Raw genomic sequence first — 23131 nt, 5'->3', positions numbered from 1 at the left:
CAGGCTGTCATACTTCTTCATAAAGACGCAGGTTTTTTTGAAGCTCCTCTTTCAGGATTCCCCGGAGGGCGCGGGGCTCCAGCACTTCGGCTCCGCTGCCAAACCCGAGCAGAATGGCCCGGAGCCATTCCGCTTGCAAAGGCTGGAACACTCGAATTCGCATCGTCATCGAGCCATCGGCATGAAACTGCTTTTCCGCTTGCTGGAACTGATCCAGCGCTTCCGCCAAGGCCCCCGGACTCACCCGGAGCACAACCTCCTCCATCTCATCCCGGCCATTCCTGCCGGACAACGCCGCCTCTTCCGGCACCTCGCCGTGCGGTTGAAACATCTCCTCGCTCAGGGACAAATTCATCAGCCGCGACAGCCGAAACTCCCGATACTCTTGCCGTGTGCGGCAAAACCCGTACAGGTACCAATTGCGGTATTTAAAATGAAGCCGCAGCGGCTCCACATCACGAGCCGTGCGTTCATTTCCGGCGTTGACGTAATCAAAGCGGATGACAATCCTCTTGTTAATAGCCGTTCGCAGCTGGGGCAGCGCGTCGGGCTCCGTTCGGAGGGTTTCAAGGTCTACCGACACGCTTCCTCCGGTGAGCTGCTCCGGTCCGATCGTCTGCAGCCGTTCGATTGTACCCTGTGCTCGCTCGTCTTCAAAGACGGTGGAGAGGCTGCGGAGCACGGTAATCAGGGAATGGACGTCATAGGAACCGAGCAGGCTTTTGTCCATTTTGTAGCCGTCCATTATGCCGTACCCGCCTTTCGTTCCCTGATACGAAACGACCGGGAAGCCCGCGGCGCTAATCACATCGATATCGCGGTAGATGGTTCGTTGGGAAACCTGAAACTCTTCCGCCAGCGTAGAAGCGGACAAAACCTCGTGATTCAGCAGCTTGTAGATGATGGAGATCAATCGCTCCAGTTTCATGGGCATCCCCGCCTGTTGATCGGTGTTGCTCCTGATTATAGCACAGGTTTTTTCCCGAGGGAGGAATCCGAGGTTCCAAGGGTGCGGCCTTTTGCTCTTTGCCGGGCATAAAAAAAGAGCCGGTAACGGTGATTTTTTCCTTCACGGTTAAGGGCTCTGCGTCTTGGCGTTTGGCTCTTGGACAACGGACATATTCAGTTGGTTTACCCGGATGATCGCTTCCTGTTGGCATTCCCTCAAGCTGCTTTCCGTTTGTATGCGCGCACCGCGAATAGATAGCCGACGATCAGAATTCCCAAGCACCAGGCGAGCGCGACCCAAATCTCATTTCCGACCGGCTGCACTGTCAGAAGAGCGCGGATGGCTTCCACAATGGACGTCACGGGCTGGTGTTCGGCAAAAGCACGGACGACGGACGTCATCGATTCGGTGGGCACAAACGCCGAGCTGATAAAAGGAAGGAAAATAAGCGGGTAGGAAAACGCGCCTGCGCCATCCACCGATTTTGCGGAAAGTCCGGCAATCGCCGCGATCCATGTCAATGCCAGGGTAAACAGCGCGAGGATTCCGGCTACGGCAAGCCAGGACAAAACTCCCGCTGATGAGCGAAAGCCCATCAGAAGCGCGACGAGAACGATGACGGCAATCGAAATCGCATTGGATACCAGGGAGGTCAGCACATGCCCCCACAGCGCGGCCGAACGCGCAATCGGCATCGAGTGGAACCGTTCGAAAATGCCCCTCTGCATATCCATAAACAGACGGTAAGCCGTATAGGAGATGCCGCTTGCGATCGCAATCAGCAGAATGCCGGGCAGCAAATAATTCACATAGTTATCCGTACCGGTTTGAATCGCGCCGCCGAGTACATAGACGAATAACAGCATCATCGCGATCGGGGTAATGGTGACGGTGATGATGGTGTCCATGCTGCGGAAAATATGGCGCATGGAGCGTCCAAGCATGACACTCATATCGCTGAAAAAGTGCTTCTTTACGGTAGTATCCATTCAATTCTCCTCCTTCTTGCCGATGATGGTGAGGAAAATTTCCTCCAGCGTCGGCTGTTTTTCCACATATTCCACCTTTGCGGGCGGGAATCGCTTTTTCAGTTCCGCGAGCGTGCCGCCTGCGATAATCCGGCCTTCATGCAGAATGGCGATTTGATCGGCAAGCTGCTCGGCTTCCTCCAAATACTGCGTGGTCAGGAATACCGTCGTACCCTTCTTGGCAAGCTCTTTGACGGTCTTCCAGACCTCGCCGCGTCCTTCGGGGTCCAGCCCGGTGGTCGGCTCGTCGAGAAAGATAAGCTGCGGCGCGCCCACAAGGCTCATGGCGATGTCGAGCCTGCGGCGCATCCCGCCCGAATAGGCGGACACCTTGCGGTTGGCGGCTTCGGTCAGGCCGAAGCGGTTCAACAGCTCATCCGCGATTAGCTGCGGATTTTTGAGATGCCGCAGCCTGGCGATCAGGACCAGGTTTTCCCGCCCGGTCAAGATTTCGTCCACGGCGGCAAACTGCCCGGTCAGGCTGATCGACTGCCGGACATGATCGGGCTTTGACGCGACGTCAAAGCCGTTTACGACGGCGGTCCCACCTTCCGGCTTCAGCAGCGTGGTGAGGATTTTAACCGTCGTCGTTTTGCCTGCGCCGTTGGAGCCGAGCAGAGCAAAAATTTCGCCGCGCTTCACATGAAAATCGACGCCCTTCAGGACTTCCGTGCCCTTGAAGGACTTGCGCAGCCCTTTCACTTCAATCGCTTTTTCCATCCCGTTTCCCCCTTTCCTTTTTATCCGTAACCTTTATCACGGCCTTGCTTACTTCCTGGTCAACCGATTCTTGATAGATGTCCGCGTACGTTTGGGAATCTTTGATTAAATCGTCGCAGAAGGCCGCCACGTCACGGCCCGTCACATCAAGCACGCCTTTCCCCAAAGCCGCGCCCTCTTCAAACAGCTCGACGATCCCCGACAGCAAATCAATCCCGTCGGTTAACTCCACCGGGCCGACCTTAAAGAGATACTTTTGAATCTCTTTGTAAACCATCTGATACTCTTGCGGAAGCGCTTTGACACGCGCCACGTGCGCTTTCCACTCTTTCCTGCCTTCGAGCATATCCTGGATTCTCATTTTGGCCTCCTACTTCCCTAATTTTTTTGCGACGTTACGGTTCAGCTGCTCGCGCCACTTATCGCGAAGCGACTTTGCCCCTTCTTCGCCGGCCAGCGCTGCACAAAAGCCTTTGATATCATCCCCCAGCGCCTCTTGGACGCTCTGACCGTCCGCCGCCGTTACTTCAAGCAGGCCAAGCACGCCGTCAAGAATGGGCATGAGGTTGCGGCCCGTGAAATCGGAGTACGACCAAAGATGGGTATTCAGTTCTCCCCATGCCGCCTGGTAATCGGCCGGCAGCTTCTTGACCCGCACTTCAAAAGCTTTCATTTCTTTCGTCATGTCGCTGCCGGTGATTTTTTCCCAAAAATTCATGCTTCGTTCTCCTTTAGCTCGTTGATTTTTGAGGATACGAACGCCCACTTTTCCCAGAACCTCCGCAGTTCCTCACGCCCCGCTTCGTTGAGCGCGAAAAACTTTCGCGGCGGCCCCATGTCAGAGGGCTTTTTCGTGATCTCCACCAGCTTGCTTTTTTCAAGCCGGATCAGGATGGTGTAGACCGTTCCCTCCACCACATCCGTGAACCCGAGGGCATTCAGCCGCCGCGTGATTTCATAACCGTAGGTTTCTTTGCGGCTGATAATTTCAAGGACACAGCCCTCCAGCACGCCTTTGAGCATTTCCGTCAAGTTTTCCAGCACAATCACCTCGCTACTCTGTATGACTGGTATTCTGTATTGCTGACTACTGCTACATAGTAATACGCAATAGCGTAGTTTGTCAATAACTGTTTTTTCTGAGGAAGGAAAAAGGAAGGGGAAAGCGGTGAGGCTTTGGGTTGTCTCCCATTGTGCAGAAGAAGTCGTTGCGCGAGAAGATGATTTCTACTCTGGGAGGGAACTTTGGTTTGCGGGGGAATGGGGTGACGAAATTTTATCTTGAATTTCGCTGCAATGACTGTCAAAGAAATCGCAAAACGTAAGCTCATAATTTTCAATAGAAATTCTTCTCATATATGATTCTCCAAATCCATACAGATCAATGGTTGCCTTTGTACTAGGAAGGATCTTGATGAGGTTTCCTAACTCCTCCACTTTCGTTATGTCTTTCCCATGAAATGATACTGAAATCCACAGTTCATTATGTCTTTTTGACGCAATCTGGCTTTTTTCACGATCCACCGTAAAAGGGAGCTCCCTCTGAAGAATAACCGTTTCTACGTGTTCAATTTCTTCCTTGTGGTCGGAATGAGAGCGGAACTTGATATGATCTTTTACCGAATAGTAGACGTCCATGATCCCCGGCGTAGAAACCAACAAAACACTTGCCGCCAGTACATGAATCCAGATGACAGACTTCTTTGGAAGTTTTATGGCAATGAGAACATAGATCAAAAGAGAACAAAGAAAAATACATACGTGAGTGTAAAATTCTCTGCGAGGCATTGGACTGAAAAACGTTTTGGGAAGTAAACTAAATATAATGTTAAATCCCTCAACGAAAACCACTGTTAAAAGAACGACAGCTATGAGTTGAAAGATGATAGACAAACCTTTGCCTGTCATAAACTCCTCCTATGTTAAAAGACCTTTGTACAAAGAGAGGATACCCGGTTATTTCCGAGTAATCTGTTGGCACACTTCCGTTAGTGGCACACAATATGTGACTTCTTTGGATTGAACCACAACCATATATATAGGGGCGGATTCAGTTATAGTGTCGGATTCAGTTAATCCATAAATATCCAATGTAACCTTGCCAGCCGGAAGCAGGTTGATCAGGCTTTTTACAGCCGCTTCTCTATCGGCACGATTCCCCTGGTACTGCAATTTCATGCGCAGTTTGCCGGTTCTTTTTGAGGAATGTTGACTTTCTTTTTTATCGACTGCAAAAGGAAGGTCACTTTCGATAAGAAGCGTTTCGATTTTGAGTATTTCTTCTTTGCACGAGGAATGGATCAGGTATTGAATCCCGTCTTTTGCTTCCCAATACAAAGAAATCAAGGAGGGCGTTTGGGACACGAGGATAAAGGCTGCCAACATATGAAGCCAAATGAGGGACTTTCGTGTGACCTTAAAGGCAATGAGGAGATAGAGAAGAAGAGCGCCCGCAATGATGCTGCAATCGATCAAGAGCCCCTTCAGGGAGTAGTTTAATTTGAAAATGGAATCGGGGGCCAAAACGACATACAAGGAAAACGAAAGGATGGCCGCCACATACAAAAGCAAAATCCCGACCAGCTGCGTCAGGATAAAAACCGCTTTGTTTTTCATAGCTCCTCCGTTCTCCTTTTCCGCCTTAAAAAACGCCGCTCATCCCGCCAAACAGCCGGCCAAGGATATCGAAATAGATCATCCCAAGAGAAAGAATGAGTGCTATCGGGAGGGTCATCAATCGCTGTTTGCCGGTTTTGGGAATCAAAAAGAGGAGAATCGCTATCATGACGAAATATATGCCTATGATCCAAGGCACCAAATAGTAATGCGTATGAATCGGCAAGTAAGCGTGGCGCGCCTCAAACCCTTCCGTTGCCAGTATCGTGAGCGGAAGAGCCAACACCGCACTGGAAAACCATCCGTTTCCGCGCGCATACCACATCAGGTAAGCGCAAATTGGCGATACCGCCGCGCAAAGCCCCCAAAAAACAATGGCCCGTTGCGGAAAAAAATGAAGCACAAGCGTGGTGTAAACATAATACACCGCAAGCATCGACACGAAAAAGGCAAACACTTTGGCCGCTGCGAGCTTGGGCGAAGAGCTGAATACCGCCAAAAGGGTTGCAATAAGCACCCATATCCCCAGACGTCCCCCGATATCGCTATAGAGGAAGTTGATCGTCGGGTCATCTACCAATTTTGCTAGCAAACCCATTCCCATTCCGAGAACGACAGCCCCCGCGATGGAACGAATATTTTGCTTGGCATTTGATTGGCGCGTCGTTCGAATCGGTTTGAACTTTTTGTACGCTTCCACTAAAGGGTATCCCTCCACTTTCCAGCCTTCTACTTTATTCGGCAGTTTTTCTCTATTCCCTGCCATCCTTCTAATGCGAAAAAAGGGACTTCGGATTTTAATTCCGAAGCCCTTTTTTCCTTGCCTTTACTCTTCCAACCGCGGCGCTTTCCGCGCTTGCAGCTTTTGCTCCAGCGCGTAGGCGAGGCGCAGCAGCGCCGGTTCGGCGTAGGCGGTGCCGACGAACGAGACGCCGAAGGGCAGCCCGTCCGAACCGTATCCGGCCGGGATGATAACGGCGGGATATCCGGCGACAGCCGGGGCATCGGTGACGCCGGGGCAAAAGAGCGCGTCCAGCTTGTGCTCGTTCAGCAGCTTGTCGATGCCGTCTTCCCGGGACGCTTTCCAGTCCCGCAGGCGGGCTTCCAGATACTTCGCATCCGTCATCGTGCCCGTAGTGGCGTATTCGGCTTCCAGCATCCAATGCTGGCCGTATTTCAGGCGTTTTTTCGGGTCGCGGCGGTTAAATGCGATGATGTCCCGCATGGTGCGAACGGGCGCGGCGGGGCCGAGGCCGGCCAGGTATTTGTTCATCGCCGACTTGAACTCGTAGACGAGCACCGTCGCGTCCTCCGCGATATGAGGCAGGTTGGTCCCCTCGACGAGGACCGCGCCCGCGTCCTTCATGGCCTGAATGGCATTTTCGGTCAGCGCGCGCTGATCGTCCGAAAGCTCCTCTTCGTATCCCCGGTTGATGCCGATCCGCGCGCTTTTCAGCCCGTCCTCATTCAAAAAAGCCGTGTAATCCGCCGGAAGCTCCTCGGGCCGGGCCAGCGTCGCCGCGTCCTCCGGGTCCGCTCCGGCCAGCACGCCAAGCAGCGCCGCCGCATCGCGGACCGTCCGGGCCATCGGCCCCGCGGTGTCCTGCGTGTAGGTGATCGGCACGATCCCGGTCCGGCTGACCAGGCCCAGCGTCGGCTTGATGCCGGCCAGACTGTTGTTGCACGACGGGCTCAGGATCGAGCCGGAGGTTTCCGTGCCGACCGCAACGGTGCACAGGCTCGCAGCCACGGCGGAACCCGAGCCCGAGCTGGAGCCGCTCGGGTCGAATGCTTTGCCGTACGGGTTCCGCACCTGCCCGCCCTTGGAGCTGTACCCGGACGGCATGTTCCGGCTGATGAAATTGGCGAACTCCGTCATGTTGGTTTTGCCGAGGATGACGGCGCCCGCCTCCCGCAGCCGCTTCACCAAATGCGCATCGCGCGGCGCAAAAGACGCCGCAAGCGCCAGCGAGCCCGCGCTGGTCGGCATGTTGTCGGCCGTGTTGATGTTGTCCTTGATCAGCACGGGAATGCCGTGCAGCGGGCCGCGCACCTTCCCCTGCGCCCGCTCCCGGTCCATCGTCTCGGCGATGGACACGGCGTCCGGGTTCCACTCGCTGACCGAATTCAGCGCCGGTCCGGCTTTGTCGTATTTGGCAATCCGCGCCATGTACTGGCGGGTCAAATCGGCGGACGAACAGGTTTCGTCCTCCATCCATTTTTGCAAATCGGCCACTGTGGCCTCTTCCAAATGCTTGTGCATGCTTTATCCCACTCCCGTCCCGGTTGGCGATGCCATTCTTTCCTTCGCTGCTGCTGCGTCCAACTATAGTGGATCGTCTCCGGGTTGGCAAGGGGAACACATGTGGATGCTATACCGAAAAAGAAAACTCCCCGGCCCAGTCAAACTCCGCCGATGCCTCCACGCTCTCTGGCCAGTGAGCGCACCAGCCGGGCACGCGCGGATGCTCGATCCGGTCCACGCTCGGCGTGTACGGTTTCAGGTCAATCACGGGACTCCCGTCCGCCGCGTCGGTATAGGCGATCTGGATGCGCCCTTTTTCCCGGTCGATGCGGAGAATTTGCCCGGCGGTCAAGGCGATGGGATTCGGACGCTGCGGGGAGCGGGTGGCGAAGGTGCCGAGAACCCCCGAAAACGATTGATAGGGACTGTCCATTTCCAGCACCGAACGGGATTCCGCAGTATCGCAGCTGTGAAACCACCAGAGCACATTGACGTGGCTGAAGCCTTCCAGCCCTTGCAAGGCTGGAGCGTACTCCGGGTCCAGCCGGATAAAAACGCCCTCCGGGGTGTATTCGATTTTGCCAATGGGGTTAACCGCCAGTTGCGTTTGCGTCATGAAGCTTCCTCCTTCATTTGGGATGTCCCCACTGTAAACCCTCGCATCGTGTGAGAGTCAACCCGTATAAAAAAGACCGGGAAAGCCGCGCTTCCCGATCCCTGTCATTGGCCGTCCGTTTCGTTACATCCTCCGAAAAGCTTCAAACTCAAACTTCTATCGCTGTCCGTTTCGTTATATCCTCCGACAACCCTCAACCGCTTTCCGTTTCCCTTTCTCCTCTAAAAAGCTTCACAACCGGCACCTGGATTTCCGTCAGGTACTTCTCCGGGTCCGATTCGGCAGGCGGGCCGACGTGCGCGATTTGCCGGCTGGGACCGGACATCCGATAGGCTTTGTGCTCCTCCAGCCAGCAAGCAAAAGCATGGTACGCCGCTCCGACGTTGCGATAAGGCCCGTACACCATAATGCAGGCCATTGTGCCGACAGGCTCGGTTGCGCGGTAAACAAGGCCCTCTTTTTCGTTCAGCCCTTCGTTTCCCCGGCTTTTTTCCCCCACTCCGCCCTCTCCCTCTCCCGCTTGTCTAAGCACGATTCCAACCTCCACGTCCACCCCGTTTTCGGGTTGTTCCCCGCTGTGGTAGATCGCCACGTTTCCGGCGTTCGGCGGCAGCTCGATCCGTTCCTTTTGCACAAGCCCGATTAGCTCGCGCCACAGCTCGCCTTCATGGAAGTGGTCGGGAATGGTTTTGCGCAGGGACAGGATGTGCAAAGCGGGGACCGGCTTCAACGCCACGTTGCAGTGAACCGCAATCTGCTCGCGTTGCAGGTCCTTGACCGCCATGTCAATCCGGGCGACGCGTTCCTGCTCCAGGCGGATGGCTTGCATGCGCTCTTCTTTTTTCTTTTTCAGCCGCGCCGTAACGGACGGCGGGTCCCACTCCGCCAGGATCTCCGCCATTTCCGCCACGCTGAACTCCATGTCCCGCAAAAGGACGATCTTTTGCAGCTCCGGGATTTGACCGGCGGCGTAGTAGCGGTAACCGGTCATCGGGTCGGTCTGCGCGGGCTTCAGCAAGCCCGACTCATCGTAGTACCGCAGCATGCGGATCGACACCTGCGTCAGCCGGGAAAACTCTCCGATTCTAAACATGGGCAAGCTTGGAACAAACCATGGCTCCATCCTCCAACGCTAGTCATAAATCCTTTGAAAAACCGTTTTTTCCTCCGCACGCGCGGAGAGTTCCTTGACGCCTATCTCTTCCAATCCCTGCCCGATCGCAACGCTGGCGAAAAACGTCTGCCCGTCCATGACCGGGGTCTCAACGGCCGTACCTTCAGCGTACGCAAGCTGAATCCAGGAAACCGCGGGGGCGTTCACCACGCCCAACACGACGCGGACCGGTTTCATCTGGCCGTGCACCTCCAGCTCATTGATCACGTTGAGCACGTTGACCGGTTCTCCGTTGTCAACTCCGTCCCATTTGTAAAACACGCCGGTTTCCACATCCCGAAGCGTTTCCCGCAAGGAGATGATGCCGTAATGCTTGCGGTCATTTTGCACATACGCATAGGGCAGAAACGTCCAGCCCCCCAGCTCCTGGGCATCCAGAATCTGAATGTCGGGGGCCGGCACCGCCAGCTGCTCTCGCAGCGCCTCCTCAAAAAGCGGCTTGACCGCCGGCCCCGGCGCTTCGCTGTTCGGGTAGGCGTAGGCGGCGGACCAGCGGATTAGTGCCGGGTCGGGGTGGTTGGCGGACCCAAGGCCTGGAGCCCGGGCGGGTTCACCGGCTGACCAGAGGTCCGAAGCTTGGGCGAATGGGCCGGCAGACCACAGGCCTGGGGGCGGATCCGTTTGGCGGGCGGTGAGCAGCAGGAAGGGGAGCAAGAAGGACAGCAAAAAGCCAAACAATCGTTTCATGAGCATCCTCTCTTTCAAGCCAACACGCTTTCTTATGAGGGTGCGGCTCTGTGGATCATTCTCGGGAGGCGCATTCTATGAAGGAGGACATCATACCATATTGTTCCATTCCCCGCTATGAAAAAAGGCGCAAAAAAGACAGCCTTCGGTAAAATCCGAAAAGGCCTTGTGAATGGCGCAAACCGTTCGACTAGCTGCTTCACGATCAAAGGAATAACGTATTCTTTAGGCAAACTTTGAACAAAACAAGTAAGAAAGGAGAGAAAAAGTTTGCGAGTGGCAGGTGGCGGGTGGCGGGTGGCGGGTGGCGGGTGGCGGGTGGCAGGTGGCGGGTGGCGGGTGGCGAGTGGCGGGTTGCGAGTGGCAGGTAGCGGGTGGCAGGTGAAGTAAAATGACAGGGGGTAAAATGAAACGCCGCTCTTTATGAGAAAACGTCCCGCCGCAGCTAAGAAAAATATAATTGCAAAAGCGAACTTATTTTGAGCCAAAAAGCGGGAGGGAACCCAAATAAGTGCATTCGTACACTTAATAAATCGTTTTTGGCTGGTTTTCGTCAAATCGGCCGAAAATAGTTGCGCGTATGCAATTATTTTCTTTTTTGGGGCGGCGGGGAGGAAAATAAGTGCGCTTTTGCAATTATACTACCAATCCACCCTTCACCCGAACAAAAATAAACAAGAAAAACCGGAGCAGGCAAGGACAACCTCCAAGCCCGGTCCGGTTTTCATCTTTTTGCATTCCGTTTTCGCAACCCTGTATTCAAACAAACTCTTCTGGTCGCCTATCCGCTCGCTTATCCCAGCGTAATCGTAACGGTGGTGTTATTCTCGCCGGCCGGAACTTCGACGGTTTGGCCGTTCAGCTTGGCGCCTGCGCCTTCGACCGAAACCGCTTCGCCGATGCCGTGCAGCGACACCTTAAACGGCTTGCCGCTTCCTTCGACGCTGACGGTCACTTTGCCGCCTTCGCGGACCGCTTTGGCGGTCAGCTCAACCGCGCCTTTGCTGTCGCGGACCGTAGCCGCCGCCGTTGCGCCGTCCGCCAGCGCGTAAACGCCAAGCTCTACGCCGTCGGCGAAGTCGTAATCCGGACGGGCTTCCACCGCGCCTGTCGGCAGGATGGAGTTTTCGCGAACGAACAGCGGCAGGCTGAAGAAGTCGTATTTTTCCTTGCGCCAGCTTCCGCCTTGTACTGTTTCGCCGGACAGCAGATGCGTCCAGGTTCCTTGCGGGAGGTAATACGTCACGTTGCCCGCTTCCTCAAAGACCGGCGCGACCAGCAAGCGGTCGCCGTACATGTACTGGCGGTCGAGGAAGTCGGCCGTCGGGTCTTCCGGGAATTCCAGGAACATGGCGCGCATGGACGGAATGCCTTTCTCATGGGCTTCACCGGCCACGTCGAACAAGTACGGCATCAGGCGGGCTTTCAGCTTCGTGAAGAAGCGCGTTACATCCACCGCTTCCTCATCAAAGTTCCACGGCACCCGGTACGAGGAGCTGCCGTGCAGGCGGCTGTGGCTTGACAGCAGACCGAACGCCAGCCAGCGCTTGAACACATGCGCCGGAGCCGTGTTCTCGAAGCCGCCGATGTCGTGGCTCCAGAAGCCGAAGCCGGTGAGGCCGAGCGACAGGCCGCCGCGCAGGCTTTCCGCCATCGACTCGTAGTTGGCGTAGCAGTCGCCGCCCCAGTGAACGGGGAACTTCTGGCCGCCGACGGTCGCGGAACGCGCGAATACCGCCGCTTCGCCTTCGCCCAGCTTTTCCTTCAGAACGTTGAACACCACTTCGTTGTAGAGGTAGGTGTAGTAGTTGTGCATTTTATACGGGTCGGAGCCGTCATGGTAAACGACTTCCGTCGGGATGCGCTCGCCGAAGTCCGTTTTGAAGCTGTCGACGCCCATGTCCACCAGATCGCGCAGATAGCCCGCAAACCATTCGCAAGCATCCGGGTTCGTGAAGTCCACGAGGCCCATGCCCGCCTGCCACAAATCCCACTGCCACACGTCGCCGTTCGGGCGTTTGACGAGATAGCCTTTTTCCTTGCCTTCGTTGAAAAGACGGGACCGCTGGGCGATGTACGGGTTGATCCAGACGCACACCTTGAGCCCTTTTTGCTTGATGCGGGTCAGCATTCCTTTCGGGTCCGGGAACACCTCGGAATCCCACTCAAAGTCCGTCCAGTGGTAGCCCTTCATCCAGAAGCAGTCAAAATGGAACGTATGCAGCGGCAGGTCCCGTTCCGCCATTCCGTCGATAAACGACATGACCGTCGCTTCGTCGTAGTTGGTGGTGAACGAGGTGGTCAGCCACAGCCCGAAGGTCCACGAAGGCGGCAGCGCCGGTTTGCCGGTCAGGTCGGTGTACTTGACCAGCACGTCCTTGACGGTCGGTCCGTCGAAGATGAAATATTCCAGAGATTCGCCGGTGACGCTGAACTGCACCTTTTTGACCTTTTCGGTGGCGACTTCAAACGATACCAGCTCCGGGTGATTTACCAGCACGCCGTAGCCTTTGTTGGAAACGTAAAACGGAATGTTTTTGTATGCCTGCTCGGAGCTTGTGCCTCCGTCTTCGTTCCAGATGTCGACCGTCTGGCCATTTTTCACAAAAGGACCGAAGCGTTCGCCGAGGCCGTAAACCCATTCGCCTACGCCGAGATCCAGTTCTTCGCGGACATACGTTTCTTTTTTCTCTTCTTGAATGTAGGCCATCGCCTTGAAGCCGCTGCCCGTGATCCGTTCGCCGTCGCGGTAAAAGCCGACGGACCATTCCGGTCCTTTGCGGATGCGCACGCTGAGGGAGCCGGTGGCCAGCACCGCTTCTTCCTCCGTTTCGGTAATGACGGCGTGATCGCCGGAGGCCGGGGTCAGCTGGAACACCGGACCGCGTTCCACGACGCCCGTGTGGTGGGCGATTTTGACGCCGATAACGCCGGGGGCCGGGGAATGGAACTGCACGGTCAAAAGCGCCGAGTTCAGCGTGTCGCCGCGGCTGGTGATCGCACGCGGGGAAGCGTAGGCCGTCAAAACGCCGTTCTTTTGCGCAAAGTCGACCGCTTGTACCGCCCCTTGCACGGTAAAGCCTTCGCGAATCATCCAAAAGCCATTGTTAAATCGCATGTATGGGCCGCCTCTCTCACTTGTTTAAAAGTAGATGAAAACGTCTTCACTTTGCATTATACTGATTGATATAAGGGAAAACTAACAGTTTACTGCCGATTTGTAGCACGATTTTGATCTTTTGTCCCCAAGGAGGGTTCGAGATGGACTTGACCGCAAAACGATCGCTCAAGGAGGACCGGCTGCACGGCACCGACAGCTTTCCAGTGGCCGTTTATTCGATCGAGGTGCCGCCGGGGCAAACCGTTCTGGAATGCCATTGGCACGACGAAGCCGAGTTCTTTTATGTATTGGAAGGCGAGATGCTGTATCAGGCGGACACGGATTATTTTCCGGTGCGGGCGGGCGAAGCGGTGTTCACGGACGGCGGCGACATCCATGCGGGCCATCCGCTCGGGGACGCCGGCTGCACGTTTATCGCCATCGTGCTGGATCTGCGGCTGCTCGCCAGCGCCGGCTACGACCGCGTGCAGGAGCAGTACGTCGCGCCGCTCCTGGACAAAACGCGCACCTTTCCCCGCTTGATCCGCCCGGACACGGACTGGGAGCGCGAACTGCTCGGGTACCTGCGTGCCATGCACGACGCGGTGTGGAACGAACGGCCCGGCCATGAAGCGCTGCTGAAGGGGTACTTGTATCTAGCGCTGAACACGATCGCCGCCGAAGGCCGGGCATGCGACCGGAGCGCCGCGGGCACGGGCGATTCGGCGGTCAAGATCGAGCGGCTGAAGATTATTCTGGAGTACATCCAGAACCATTTTCGCCGGCCGATCCGCCTTGGCGAGCTGGCGGAGCTGCTGCCGATGAGCGAAGGCCAGTTCTGCCGCTTCTTCAAGGCGATGACCCGGCAGACGCCGGTGGAGTACATCAACGCCTACCGCATCCGCCACGCCGCCGAGCTGCTTCGGCAGACCGACCGCAAGGTCTCGGACATCGCGCTGGACGCGGGTTTTGACAACCTGAGCTACTTCATCAAGCAGTTCCGCCGCACGATGGGCCACTCGCCGTCGGGCTACCGCAAGGGCGTCCGGGCGGGGTGAGAGGCGGCGCGTGGGCGGGCACGGTGGTGAGCGAGGGTGCACACGACGACAAGCGCGGGCAGGCACGACGACAAGCGCGGGCAGGCACGACGACAAGCGCGAACAGGCACGACGGCAAGCGCGAACAGGCACGACGGCAAGCGCGAACAGGCACGACGGCAAGCGCGGGCAGGCACGACGACAAGCGCGAACAGGCACGACGGCAAGCGCGGGCAGGCTGTTGCACCATGCGCGGGCGCGGAGCGCTGGCTGCCTGGATCGGCCCGGAGGTCGGGCGTCTGGCGGCGCGGCGACGACTTACCGGAGCACCTTCGCCACCGGAAACGTCAGACGAAAGCCGCTTACCTTTACGGCGGCGAGCAATCGTTCCCCGCTACTATCCGGGAAAAACGCCGGGTCTACACGCAGCCGCTCCACTTTCACAAACCGGGCTTTTCCTTTGCCGGACAAAGCGGTCTCTAGCAAATCGCCGTCCCGCTCTTGAAGCAGCTTGGGCCGGAGCAATGCCGAGTTGAGGGGAAACACGGGGCCCACCTCACGGAAGGCCGCTTCGAGAATTGGCGTGCTCCCCATCTCGCTCTCCCGGGCCGCTCCGTTCTCATTGGGCCGCTCGTTCGTCCTGTAATCGCCGGACTGCCATATCGAAGACTCGGCCCCTGCCCGCTCGGGCTCCGCCGATGCGGACTTCCCCGCCATTCCCGCCGCCGTTCGCCGCTCTTCTTCCGCCGGTGCAGACTTCGCCGCCATTCCCGGCACCGCTTGCCGTCCTTCTCCTGCCATCACCCGCACGGTTTCACGCCCCTGGCCGTCCGGGACAAACGAGAACGCCGCCCGCCGTTTCGGAATCCCCCAGTTCTCCCAGCCGTTCGCCACGCTGATTTCCGTCGACACGTAAATGCTCGGGATCGTGTAGCCGCTTCGCCCCGCGTCCCTGACTTTGCCCGGGATAAACAGCAGCTCGCCGTACGGCCCCGCGTCCGAGGAGGTATAGTTGACCAGCATCACGGCGCCGAAGCCGCCCGCAAACCGGTCTTGTCCATATGCTCCGTACGGAAACCCCGCTTTTTGAATAAACGCCCGGCTGAACCGGTAAAGCAAAATATACCCGTCCCCGGTCAACTGCCAGGGAGCCGGAACGCGGCGGATGACGTCCATTTGACTCATCCCCTCCTTCCTCGCAAAATTAGCTGGTCTCCGGTACCCAGGCAATCTCGTGATACCACTCGTTAAAAGCGCTCGCGATTTCATACTCGTGCGTCCGGCGCGCCGTTTCCATGATGGCTTCCATCAACCCTTTGAATGACTGTGTTGTTGATGAAAGGTGCATTATTAAGGAAAACGGAAGCGCCTCCAAATGGCCAGCCGGCTGCCTGTCCAGCTCGATTTTCACGATGGGAAGCATTCCTTGCAGCATCTCTATTCACTCAAGTTGACTTTACTATACCAAAAACAGGATTGAACCGCATGCAGGTCCGCAAGGCAGCCCTCAATGCTCTCTGATCACTTCCCTGGAAGGAATCACGCCAACATCCCGCATTCGCTGCGGAAAACCTGACGGGACCACCTTGTTTGCTTGCCGGAACAAACGTGAAAACCAGCATGTGAATCCAAGGGATTCGCGTGCTGGTTTCGTTTTTGCTTCTTTCCCAAAAACAAACCCGCAAAGCCGCGCCTTACAGCCACTTCCCGAGCATCCGGCCGATAGGCCTGCCGATCCGCCGCATCAGCTCACGGTCCTTTTTCGATTGCTCCTGCACTCCCTTCACAAAGCATTTCGGAAACGAGAATTGGTTTTTTTCTTAAAAGTGGCATAATTTAACTTACGCTCCATCAAAACTGTGAGGTGACCATAATGCAGTTTTTCATAATACTCGTACTAACATTGATCAACTTAGGACTTTTGGTAAATATTAATTTTCATCTTCCAAAACGAAACCTCTTAAAAGAAGCATTGGAGAGAGACGAAAAGAGAAGAAAAGATTTGGCGGAATAATGCCGGTATAAAAGCCGTCACGATTCTTTTATGGTTCCGGAATTCACTCCTTTTTATGCTTGAATTGAATTTATCCGCAAAGCTGCGCCTTACAGCCCTTTCCCGAACATCCGGCCGGCATGTCTGCCGATCCTCCGCATCAGCTCGCGGTCCATCTCCGACTGCCCCGGCACCCGCTTCGCGAGGCTCTCCCGGAGCGGCAGGATCGTGTAACCGGCGCGGCCCGACGGCCGGCGAATTCGGGTCGTCCAGGTCGGGGTAAACCCGATATGCGGAAAAGTGATCCGTCCCTCGCTGTCCTGGCGCACGGTCATCCGCAGAATGCCGCCCAGGTTGGTGTACGGGTTGTGATGCAGCCGGGTGGAGATGAAATTGCCCAAGGAATGAATCACAAACCGGTCCTTACGCGGAAGCTCCATCTGTTGAAGCACATGCGGATGCGAACCCAGGACAATGTTGGCCCCGCTGTTCAGTACCTCGCGCACGAGCTGGCGCTGCGCGGCGGGCGGCGTCAGCCGGTATTCGACGCCGGTATGCAGCGCGACGATGAGTACATCGACCTGGTGGCGGATTCGGCGGATGTGCGCCAGCAGCTTGGCATGGGAGTCCGGAGCGGCGAGATTCACCATCCACGGTTTGCCTGCGGGAAGCGGGACTTTGTTGGTGCTTTTGGAATAACTGAGCAGTCCGACGCGGATGCCGTTGATCTCCCGAATCCAGTGATTGGCCGCTCCCGGATTGGCTGTAAAAGCGCCAGTGTGCTCCAGGCCGTTTTCGTCCAGCAGCCGCAGCGTGCGCGCAAGCCCCGCCTCTCCCCGGTCCAGGCAATGGTTGTTGGCCGTGGTCAGTACGTCGAACCCGGCTTTTTTGAGCGCGGGCGCCAGTTCATCCGGGCAGTTGAAACGGGTGAACCCGGTCCGCTTGTCTTTTTGCGTGTAATGGGCTTCTTTCCCGGCAAGCGGCGTTTCCAGGTTTCCAATCAGCAGGTCGCTGCCCTGCAGGTACGGAAGGATGGGCTCAAAAACGGGATCAAAGTCGTACCGGTCCCCCTGCGGCAAACGCGCAAGACGAAGCAACGGACCGATCATCAGGATGTCGCCGACAGCGGCGAGCTTGAACTCGGCCATCGGTTACCCTTCCTGGCCCGCTCGACGGCGGGCGGTGCAGCTTCGGCTCTTTCCGGCGAGCCGGTTAGAAATGGCTGCGGCCTGCTGCGCAGCGGCGCGGGATAGAGCGCCTTTTCGGGCAGCGCCGACAGAAAGGCGGCTCGATAAATGCACGGTACGGGCGGAGGTTAAAGGCTTGGAAACCTGCACCGTGCGGTCAGCGGTTGAACGCTTGGAAACCTGCACCGTGCGGTCAGCGGTTGAACGCTTGAAAACGTGAACAGTACGACGGGCGGGGCTACGGTTTGAAATGTACGCGGTACGCCTAACAGGAGCATAGCTGGAGATATGTGTGCCGGTGCTGTCGGACGGGCGCTTGGAGAGGCGTGCTGCACGGCCTGCGGAAACCGGTTTGCTCTGCTTTTTCTTCGTAGGCACTGGGGGGGAGGCTGTATGCCGGAGATGCGCTTGGGCGCTCTTTTGTTCATTCAGGCGAACCGGTTTGACGCTGGCTTGCTTGATGCGCGCCGTTTTGCCGCTCACCTGCTTGGTGCGGGCGGATTGGCCGCTCGTTTGCTTCACTCGCACCGTTTTCGTTACCGGCTGCCCGGAGCGAACCGGCTTGCCTTTGGCTTTTCGGGCGGCTGCGGAGCGGGGGGCCGTCTTTTTGTGAAGCAGCAGGTAGCGTTTCATTTTACGGATTTTGTAGTAGTTGGATTTGTCAGGGAGCCGTTTAAAGGAGTTGCCGGAGTGGTCGGGCAGGTCAAAGTTAACCTCGATGATCCACGTTTTGCCGTCCCGGTCGAGGCCGTAGTCGATGCCAATTTGTGTTGTGGTGGCTTTGTATTCGTTGAATTTTTGCGCGATGTGATGGCTCAGCTCCAGCAGTTCCTTTTTCTTTGCTTCGATTTGCTCGCTTTGCCAGCCGAGCGACTCGCGTATGGCTTTTTCGATGGGGATGACATATCCCTTGGAGCGGCAGACGTTGGTGATCACGCTCGACGGCCCGCCCACCTTGGCGAAAAAGCCGTAAAACCGCCATTTGCCGCCCGGCTTCCGCATCATCATGGAACGGATGTCGCAAGCGCGGTCTTTGACGGGGGCGAGCGGAATCGCCTGCTGGACAATGTAGCGCTTCACCAGTGCGCCGGCCTGAATGTCCCGGTAGAGCTCGGCGGAATTCGCGGCCGTCCGTTCCTTCCCTTTTTCCCGAATGTACGCGTATCCCCGTTCCGAGCGGCGGATGCGGATGACGTCTTTTCCCCCATGCAGGGTGTCCGGTTTGACAATGACCTCCGGGTAACGGTCCAAAAACAAAGCGAGCGACTCTTCGCTAAGCAAGGCGGTATCCGGCAAAAAAGGTCGGACCCGTGCATCCTTGACGTAAAATTTGTGCAAGTACCATTTTGAGCTGGCCAACTTCCCATCACGCTCCAAGGCTTTTGGTCTATCTTATTAGGCGAAAGCGTTCGAGGTGCGCGGGATCGGCGGCGGTATGAAAAAGGCGTGCGGGTTACCGTCATCATGAGATGCGAAACCGCGTGGCGGAGGCTGCGTCTCATACAAAAAGTGTGTTAAAAGGCGGCAGAGGGACGTTTGGTAAGGTAGGGCGCGGTCCGGCGAAGGCCCTCTTACGGCAAATGCGATAGGGTAAATGCGCTGCGGCTCTCCCACACCCTTCCTCCCCCTTCCCTCCCCGGTTCATCAGTATGGCAAGTCTCTTTTCAAAATAGTTCCGATAATGCACCTAATGGGCGTCCCGCACGCATTGAAAAAGCAAATAGCTCCGTATGAGCAACTAATTCTTCCTTCCCTTATCCAAAACAGTCATTTTCCGTCATTTAGTTGCGCCTCTGCAACTATTCGCAGAATTCGCCCCTTTTCCTCACAAATTAAGTGCTCTTACGCACTTATTACACTTTTTGCTGCTCAGGAACACCTTCGGCACTCCTTACTTCTACGCTCGTCCTCGCCTTCGGCGTACCTCAAACGCTCGTCCGTGCTCAACGCGCCGCGCACAAAAAGCTTCATCCCCGCCCGCCCCGGTCGCTCACAACTGGACCGAAGCCTGCGGGTTTAACCGGTACCGGACGGTGCGCTTTCCGGCGGTCCCGGTTTCGGGAAGCAGAATCTTTTTCTCGCAAAGCGACTGTAAGGCCCGAAAAGCAGCGCGATAGTTGAGGCCCAAGTGGGCTTTGACATCCTTCATCCGCAACGGGTCCGCGCTCGAATAGGCCAGCTTCAGCACTTCCCTCTCCTCCACTCCTCGTAACGCGACCGGCCCATGCTCGGTAAGAAAACGGCTCAGCACCATCCGCAGCAGCGTCCGGCAAAGCTCGGGACGGAACGCCACATCATCATAGGAAAACGAAATGACCTGGTACCCCATCGCCGTCAGAAACGTTTCCCGATTGAGCTCGCTGCAGTATTTTTGCCGGTCCATTTCCCGGACATGAGGGCCAAAGCCCTTGATTTCAATAACCAATTGAACGGCGGCGGACCGCCACACAAAATCGCAAAAAAACGACCGTCCCCTCCAGTCCACCACCTCGTATTCCGGGTGAAGGCCGGCGAACGTTTTTCGAAGCGGCCACCAAACCAGTTCGCAAAAAAGCCGTTCCGCTTCGCCATGCCCCCGTTCCAGTCTTCCTTTTCGTTCCCCGGTTCTTTTGCCCAGATGGTGCCGGATAAACGCCTCGTGTGCCTTTTGAAAATCCGCCATAGATCTTTCATTCCTCCGCTATTAAGAAAATAAAAGCCATAAAAAAAGAACGCCCGGCATTCGGAACCGAATGCTCGGACGTTCTTCGTCTCAAAGGTAAGAATACATGAAAACCGGCCGGAAAGCGATACGCCATCAAACTTTTCTGCCTGGAAATAAAGCGAGCCTCCAAGTTCCACTCCCGGTGATGTCCGCGATGAAATGGACGGTTAGCGGGAGGAAACGTCATCCCTCACGCACCGCCCCGCTCCGCTTACACAGTTTGCGAATAATGCAAAAATCCTTCGTCCCGGATATAGCCGTTCGCTTCGTAAACCCGCTGCGCCTTGAAATTGTCGGGCCTTGTGACGAGCTCCAGGGCTTTCGCGCGTGTGGCGCGGGCGAAGCGTTTGGCTTCCTCCAGCATCTGCCGTCCGATGTTCCGGTTCCGGCTGCCTTCGGATACGTACAGATCATTTAATACCCACACCCGCTGCATCGACAAGGAGGAAAAGGTCGGGTACAGCTGCATGAACGCCAGCGCTTCGCCCGTTTCCGCCGAACGGCCGAGAAAGATCACCGACTCCCGGTGCTCCAACCGGTCAAACAAAAAGTCCCTCGCCCCCGCGATGTCCGATGGCAGTTCATTAAACATCCGGTACTTGTCGAACAGCCCGGCGGCATCCTCCAGGTCGTCCAGCGTTGCCTGCCGGATGACAATAGATTCACTCATGTGTCTGCTCCACCTTTCGAGTCCTCTGCGGGATCGTTTTGACGGGCATGCCCTTTTTTACAGCTTATACAGGGTTATCGGATAATCGGAAAATGCGTCCTCGATGATTTGTTCCACTATGGCCCAATCTCCATTTGCCAGCCCGCATCCGATCTGGTACGGAAGCGCGACGGAGGCGCCTTTTGCCCTCGCATAGGCCTTTAGCTGCCCGAACGCGCGGCGCAGCGCTTCATAGTCCGTATACACCACCGACTTGTCCCGCCCGTAGCGAAGCTGTCCGAACAGATTGGCTACGGTTTTGCCTCTGGGCGTTTCGACGATTTGGCATTCGCCCAGCAGGGCTCGTTTATCGGACGCTTCCTTGGCCTTCTGGATGTAGGCGTCGTATGCTTCGGGATAACGCTCGCGGATCGCCTTGGCGATGCCGGACCCCATGACGCCCTGGCAGTTCACTTGGTGCCCAACAATGGTTTCGGCGGCCTCCAGCAGATCGCCGTTCACAACGTGAATGCTCATGGTTGTGCCCCTTTCTTTATGACAGTGTCGTTTTTCGCTTACGCCGGTTCCTCCGCCGCCTTTAGCGCAGGCGCCTCAACCAACAGCTCCGCCAGCTCCTCCACCGTCCGGCAGTAGAAGGCCGCACCGGCGCTGCGCAGCTCTTCTTCGCTTCCGTAGCCATAGCCGACGCCGATCGAAGCAAGTCCGTTGTTGAGCGCCCCGATGATGTCGTGCTTGCGGTCGCCGATCATGACCGTTTCGGCCGGATCAAACGAATGCTCCGCCAGAATGTGAGCGATCAGCTCCGACTTGTCGGAACGGGTTCCGTCGAGTTCGCTGCCGTGCACCCGGTCAAAATAACCGGCGATGCCGAAGTGATTCGCGATCCGCAACGCAAACTCCGTCGGCTTCGAGGTGGCGATCATGACGGTTCGGCCCTCCGCCCGCAATCGCTCCAGCAGCGGGGGAATGCCCTCGAACAGCACGTTTTCAAACAACCCCTGCACACGGAACCGTTCCCGGTAATATTCAACCGCTTGCCAGGCTTCCTCTTCGCCAAAGCGGTAATACTCCATAAACGACCACTTGAGCGGCGGCCCGATGAAGGGAAGCAGCTTGTCCAGCTCCGGCTCCTCCACTCCGAGCTTGGCGAGCGCGTACTGGACCGATTTTGTGATCCCTTCTTTGGGATCGGTCAGCGTGCCGTCCAGGTCAAACAGTATGGTTTTGAATTGCATCCTTCCATCCTCCGCCCATTGTCTCTATATTGATCCTACACTATAAATAGTAATACAAGAAGCACTAAACGGGAATCTTGAAAGAAGCGGAAGGTTGAAAACGCGAATAAACAAAAAAGCTTCCACATAGTAAATCGAAGTGTGGGAGCTTTTATTTCTTGCATCGAGCAAAAAGAGAAGAAATTATTTATCGGGGGAATAAAGCTTATAAAACCCTTCAAACATTATTCCTCTCACATACAATAAGTGATCGTACTCTTCGTTGTAGTATGCCTTGGACACCCTGGGGTTCATCAAGATGCTGCTCCCTTCCATCTTTCCGATTGTCCTTCCGACTTTTATTTTGCCATTGTAAAAATGCCGTTCCAGGCCAACGACAGGTTCATACAAATCGCCATTGGGGGCGACAATGAAATGATCGTTTCCCCATTCGTAAGTCGGCAAGCTTACCTCCCAGATAATCGGAGTGCTTACAACCAGCAGAATCACCGAAAGAAAAACCCATCGTTTTCTTTTGCGGTTTTTCACTTTCTCCCCCAAAGAGTGCTTTTTCTTCATTTTATGGGACTATCCTTCGCATCATCCGTGTCGCCATCCCCTCCGTTTTCCGCGCTGAGCCCCGCCCGGTCCTCTTGCCAGCCCAATTCCCTTTCCAGCTCCTGCTCGATGTCGCGGTTGGTTTCCTCCAACCGGCGCTTTTCCTCGGGCGTCAGCTTCGCTTCTTCGGCCAGGCGCTCGACATGCTCCTGCTCCATTTCCTTTTCGATGGCTTCGTTGCTCATTTGAAATTCATTCGGACCGTCGTCGATCTGAAGCCGTTCCTTGATATTTTGCAAATCGTCGAGTATTTCTTTGTTTTGATAGTGGTTTGCGATCCCCAAGCCGAGAAGGATGCAAAGCAGCAGTAAAACCGCCAGTACAGGACCCAGAAGTACAGCGGCCGCATAACCGGCGGCAACCGCCAGCAGGATAAACCAGAAGGGACTGACTTTCTTTTTGCTCATTTATTTGCCTCCCCTAACTTTACGAGTACCTGCTCCAATTCTGCCAGGTACTCGGTTAATCTCCCTGTCGGACACTGCCCCTCCTTTTCCCGCTTTTCCATGCTTGACATGCCATGTTTCTTTTCCAGTCTTTTGTATGGTTTTCCCCCTCCTCCATATGGGTTTT

At 56.2% G+C, this 23131-nt stretch carries 25 protein-coding genes; 1 reads left to right on the top strand and 24 read right to left on the bottom strand.

From position 1 onward, the window contains the following. Window positions 1-7: 7 nt before the first annotated feature. The 14 genes from AC6I6H_RS03600 to yicI all read right to left on the bottom strand — a co-directional run bounded on the left by AC6I6H_RS03600 (window position 8) and on the right by yicI (window position 13153). On the bottom strand, window positions 8-928 hold the full coding sequence (locus AC6I6H_RS03600) for a helix-turn-helix transcriptional regulator (RefSeq protein ID WP_497951394.1): 921 nt from the start codon (window positions 926-928) through the stop codon (window positions 8-10). Window positions 929-1164: 236 nt separating this feature from the next. Then, the gene (locus tag AC6I6H_RS03595) at window positions 1165-1938 is read right to left on the bottom strand and encodes an ABC transporter permease (protein ID WP_497951391.1); all 774 of its coding nucleotides are present in this window, start codon (window positions 1936-1938) and stop codon (window positions 1165-1167) included. Next, window positions 1939-2697: an ABC transporter ATP-binding protein gene (locus tag AC6I6H_RS03590; RefSeq protein ID WP_497951389.1), complete on the bottom strand. Its 759-nt coding sequence runs from the start codon at window positions 2695-2697 to the stop codon at window positions 1939-1941. Further along, window positions 2681-3058: a DUF1048 domain-containing protein gene (locus tag AC6I6H_RS03585; RefSeq protein ID WP_497951387.1), complete on the bottom strand. Its 378-nt coding sequence runs from the start codon at window positions 3056-3058 to the stop codon at window positions 2681-2683. Before AC6I6H_RS03585 ends, AC6I6H_RS03590 begins: the two co-directional genes overlap by 17 nt. A gap of 9 nt (window positions 3059-3067) precedes the next feature. Next, entirely contained in the window at window positions 3068-3415 is a 348-nt protein-coding gene (locus AC6I6H_RS03580; RefSeq protein WP_497951384.1) for a DUF1048 domain-containing protein, read from the bottom strand. After that, the gene (locus tag AC6I6H_RS03575; RefSeq protein WP_497951480.1) at window positions 3412-3720 is read right to left on the bottom strand and encodes a PadR family transcriptional regulator; all 309 of its coding nucleotides are present in this window, start codon (window positions 3718-3720) and stop codon (window positions 3412-3414) included. Before AC6I6H_RS03575 ends, AC6I6H_RS03580 begins: the two co-directional genes overlap by 4 nt. 204 nt (window positions 3721-3924) lie before the next feature. Further along, window positions 3925-4605 (bottom strand): hypothetical protein, encoded by a 681-nt coding sequence (locus tag AC6I6H_RS03570; RefSeq protein WP_497951382.1) that lies wholly within the window; start codon window positions 4603-4605, stop codon window positions 3925-3927. A gap of 48 nt (window positions 4606-4653) precedes the next feature. Beyond that, window positions 4654-5313 carry a hypothetical protein gene (locus AC6I6H_RS03565; protein ID WP_497951380.1) on the bottom strand — a complete coding sequence of 220 codons (660 nt, stop codon included), beginning with the start codon at window positions 5311-5313 and terminating at the stop codon, window positions 4654-4656. 25 nt (window positions 5314-5338) lie between these two features. Beyond that, entirely contained in the window at window positions 5339-6013 is a 675-nt protein-coding gene (locus tag AC6I6H_RS03560) for a hypothetical protein (RefSeq protein ID WP_497951376.1), read from the bottom strand. 126 nt (window positions 6014-6139) lie between these two features. After that, the gene (locus AC6I6H_RS03555) at window positions 6140-7576 is read right to left on the bottom strand and encodes an amidase family protein (protein ID WP_497951374.1); all 1437 of its coding nucleotides are present in this window, start codon (window positions 7574-7576) and stop codon (window positions 6140-6142) included. Window positions 7577-7685: 109 nt separating this feature from the next. Then, complete coding sequence (locus AC6I6H_RS03550) at window positions 7686-8174, bottom strand: SAM-dependent methyltransferase (RefSeq protein ID WP_497951372.1); 489 nt, start codon at window positions 8172-8174, stop codon at window positions 7686-7688. Window positions 8175-8367: 193 nt separating this feature from the next. Further along, on the bottom strand, window positions 8368-9267 hold the full coding sequence (locus AC6I6H_RS03545) for a MerR family transcriptional regulator (protein ID WP_497951476.1): 900 nt from the start codon (window positions 9265-9267) through the stop codon (window positions 8368-8370). 39 nt (window positions 9268-9306) lie between these two features. Then, window positions 9307-10035, bottom strand: a complete 729-nt coding sequence (locus AC6I6H_RS03540) for a hypothetical protein (protein ID WP_497951369.1) — start codon at window positions 10033-10035, stop codon at window positions 9307-9309. 793 nt (window positions 10036-10828) lie between these two features. Further along, the gene (yicI, locus tag AC6I6H_RS03535) at window positions 10829-13153 is read right to left on the bottom strand and encodes an alpha-xylosidase (RefSeq protein WP_497951366.1); all 2325 of its coding nucleotides are present in this window, start codon (window positions 13151-13153) and stop codon (window positions 10829-10831) included. A gap of 143 nt (window positions 13154-13296) precedes the next feature. Between yicI and AC6I6H_RS03530 the strand changes: the two genes are divergently transcribed. Continuing rightward, window positions 13297-14193 carry a helix-turn-helix transcriptional regulator gene (locus tag AC6I6H_RS03530; protein ID WP_497951362.1) on the top strand — a complete coding sequence of 299 codons (897 nt, stop codon included), beginning with the start codon at window positions 13297-13299 and terminating at the stop codon, window positions 14191-14193. A 297-nt stretch (window positions 14194-14490) separates the two neighbouring features. Here the strand turns inward: AC6I6H_RS03530 and AC6I6H_RS03525 are convergent, their stop codons facing one another. The 10 genes from AC6I6H_RS03525 to AC6I6H_RS03480 all read right to left on the bottom strand — a co-directional run bounded on the left by AC6I6H_RS03525 (window position 14491) and on the right by AC6I6H_RS03480 (window position 22965). Next, on the bottom strand, window positions 14491-15348 hold the full coding sequence (locus AC6I6H_RS03525; protein WP_497951360.1) for an acetoacetate decarboxylase family protein: 858 nt from the start codon (window positions 15346-15348) through the stop codon (window positions 14491-14493). A 28-nt stretch (window positions 15349-15376) separates the two neighbouring features. After that, entirely contained in the window at window positions 15377-15583 is a 207-nt protein-coding gene (locus AC6I6H_RS03520) for a hypothetical protein (protein WP_497951356.1), read from the bottom strand. Between the two features lie 692 nt (window positions 15584-16275). Beyond that, window positions 16276-17313, bottom strand: coding sequence for a CapA family protein (locus AC6I6H_RS03515; RefSeq protein ID WP_497951352.1), 1038 nt, complete (start codon window positions 17311-17313; stop codon window positions 16276-16278). 3 nt (window positions 17314-17316) lie between these two features. Beyond that, complete coding sequence (locus tag AC6I6H_RS03510; RefSeq protein ID WP_497951350.1) at window positions 17317-18711, bottom strand: YheC/YheD family protein; 1395 nt, start codon at window positions 18709-18711, stop codon at window positions 17317-17319. 631 nt (window positions 18712-19342) lie between these two features. After that, a complete protein-coding gene (locus tag AC6I6H_RS03505; protein WP_497951348.1) occupies window positions 19343-20014 on the bottom strand; it encodes a PDDEXK family nuclease in 672 nt (223 codons plus the stop codon). Window positions 20015-20267: 253 nt separating this feature from the next. Next, the gene (locus AC6I6H_RS03500) at window positions 20268-20726 is read right to left on the bottom strand and encodes a GNAT family N-acetyltransferase (RefSeq protein WP_497951346.1); all 459 of its coding nucleotides are present in this window, start codon (window positions 20724-20726) and stop codon (window positions 20268-20270) included. Between the two features lie 57 nt (window positions 20727-20783). After that, window positions 20784-21242 (bottom strand): macro domain-containing protein, encoded by a 459-nt coding sequence (locus tag AC6I6H_RS03495; protein ID WP_497951344.1) that lies wholly within the window; start codon window positions 21240-21242, stop codon window positions 20784-20786. Window positions 21243-21280: 38 nt separating this feature from the next. After that, a complete protein-coding gene (locus tag AC6I6H_RS03490; protein WP_497951342.1) occupies window positions 21281-21961 on the bottom strand; it encodes an HAD family hydrolase in 681 nt (226 codons plus the stop codon). A gap of 183 nt (window positions 21962-22144) precedes the next feature. Next, window positions 22145-22519: a hypothetical protein gene (locus AC6I6H_RS03485; protein WP_497951340.1), complete on the bottom strand. Its 375-nt coding sequence runs from the start codon at window positions 22517-22519 to the stop codon at window positions 22145-22147. Continuing rightward, on the bottom strand, window positions 22516-22965 hold the full coding sequence (locus AC6I6H_RS03480; RefSeq protein ID WP_497951338.1) for a hypothetical protein: 450 nt from the start codon (window positions 22963-22965) through the stop codon (window positions 22516-22518). The genes AC6I6H_RS03485 and AC6I6H_RS03480 overlap by 4 nt, the downstream gene beginning before the upstream one ends. Window positions 22966-23131: the final 166 nt, after the last annotated feature.

Source organism: Gorillibacterium sp. sgz306347, from assembly GCF_059735245.1.
Note: the sequence above shows the minus strand (reverse complement) of the source record. Positions and strands in the feature narration are given on the sequence as shown.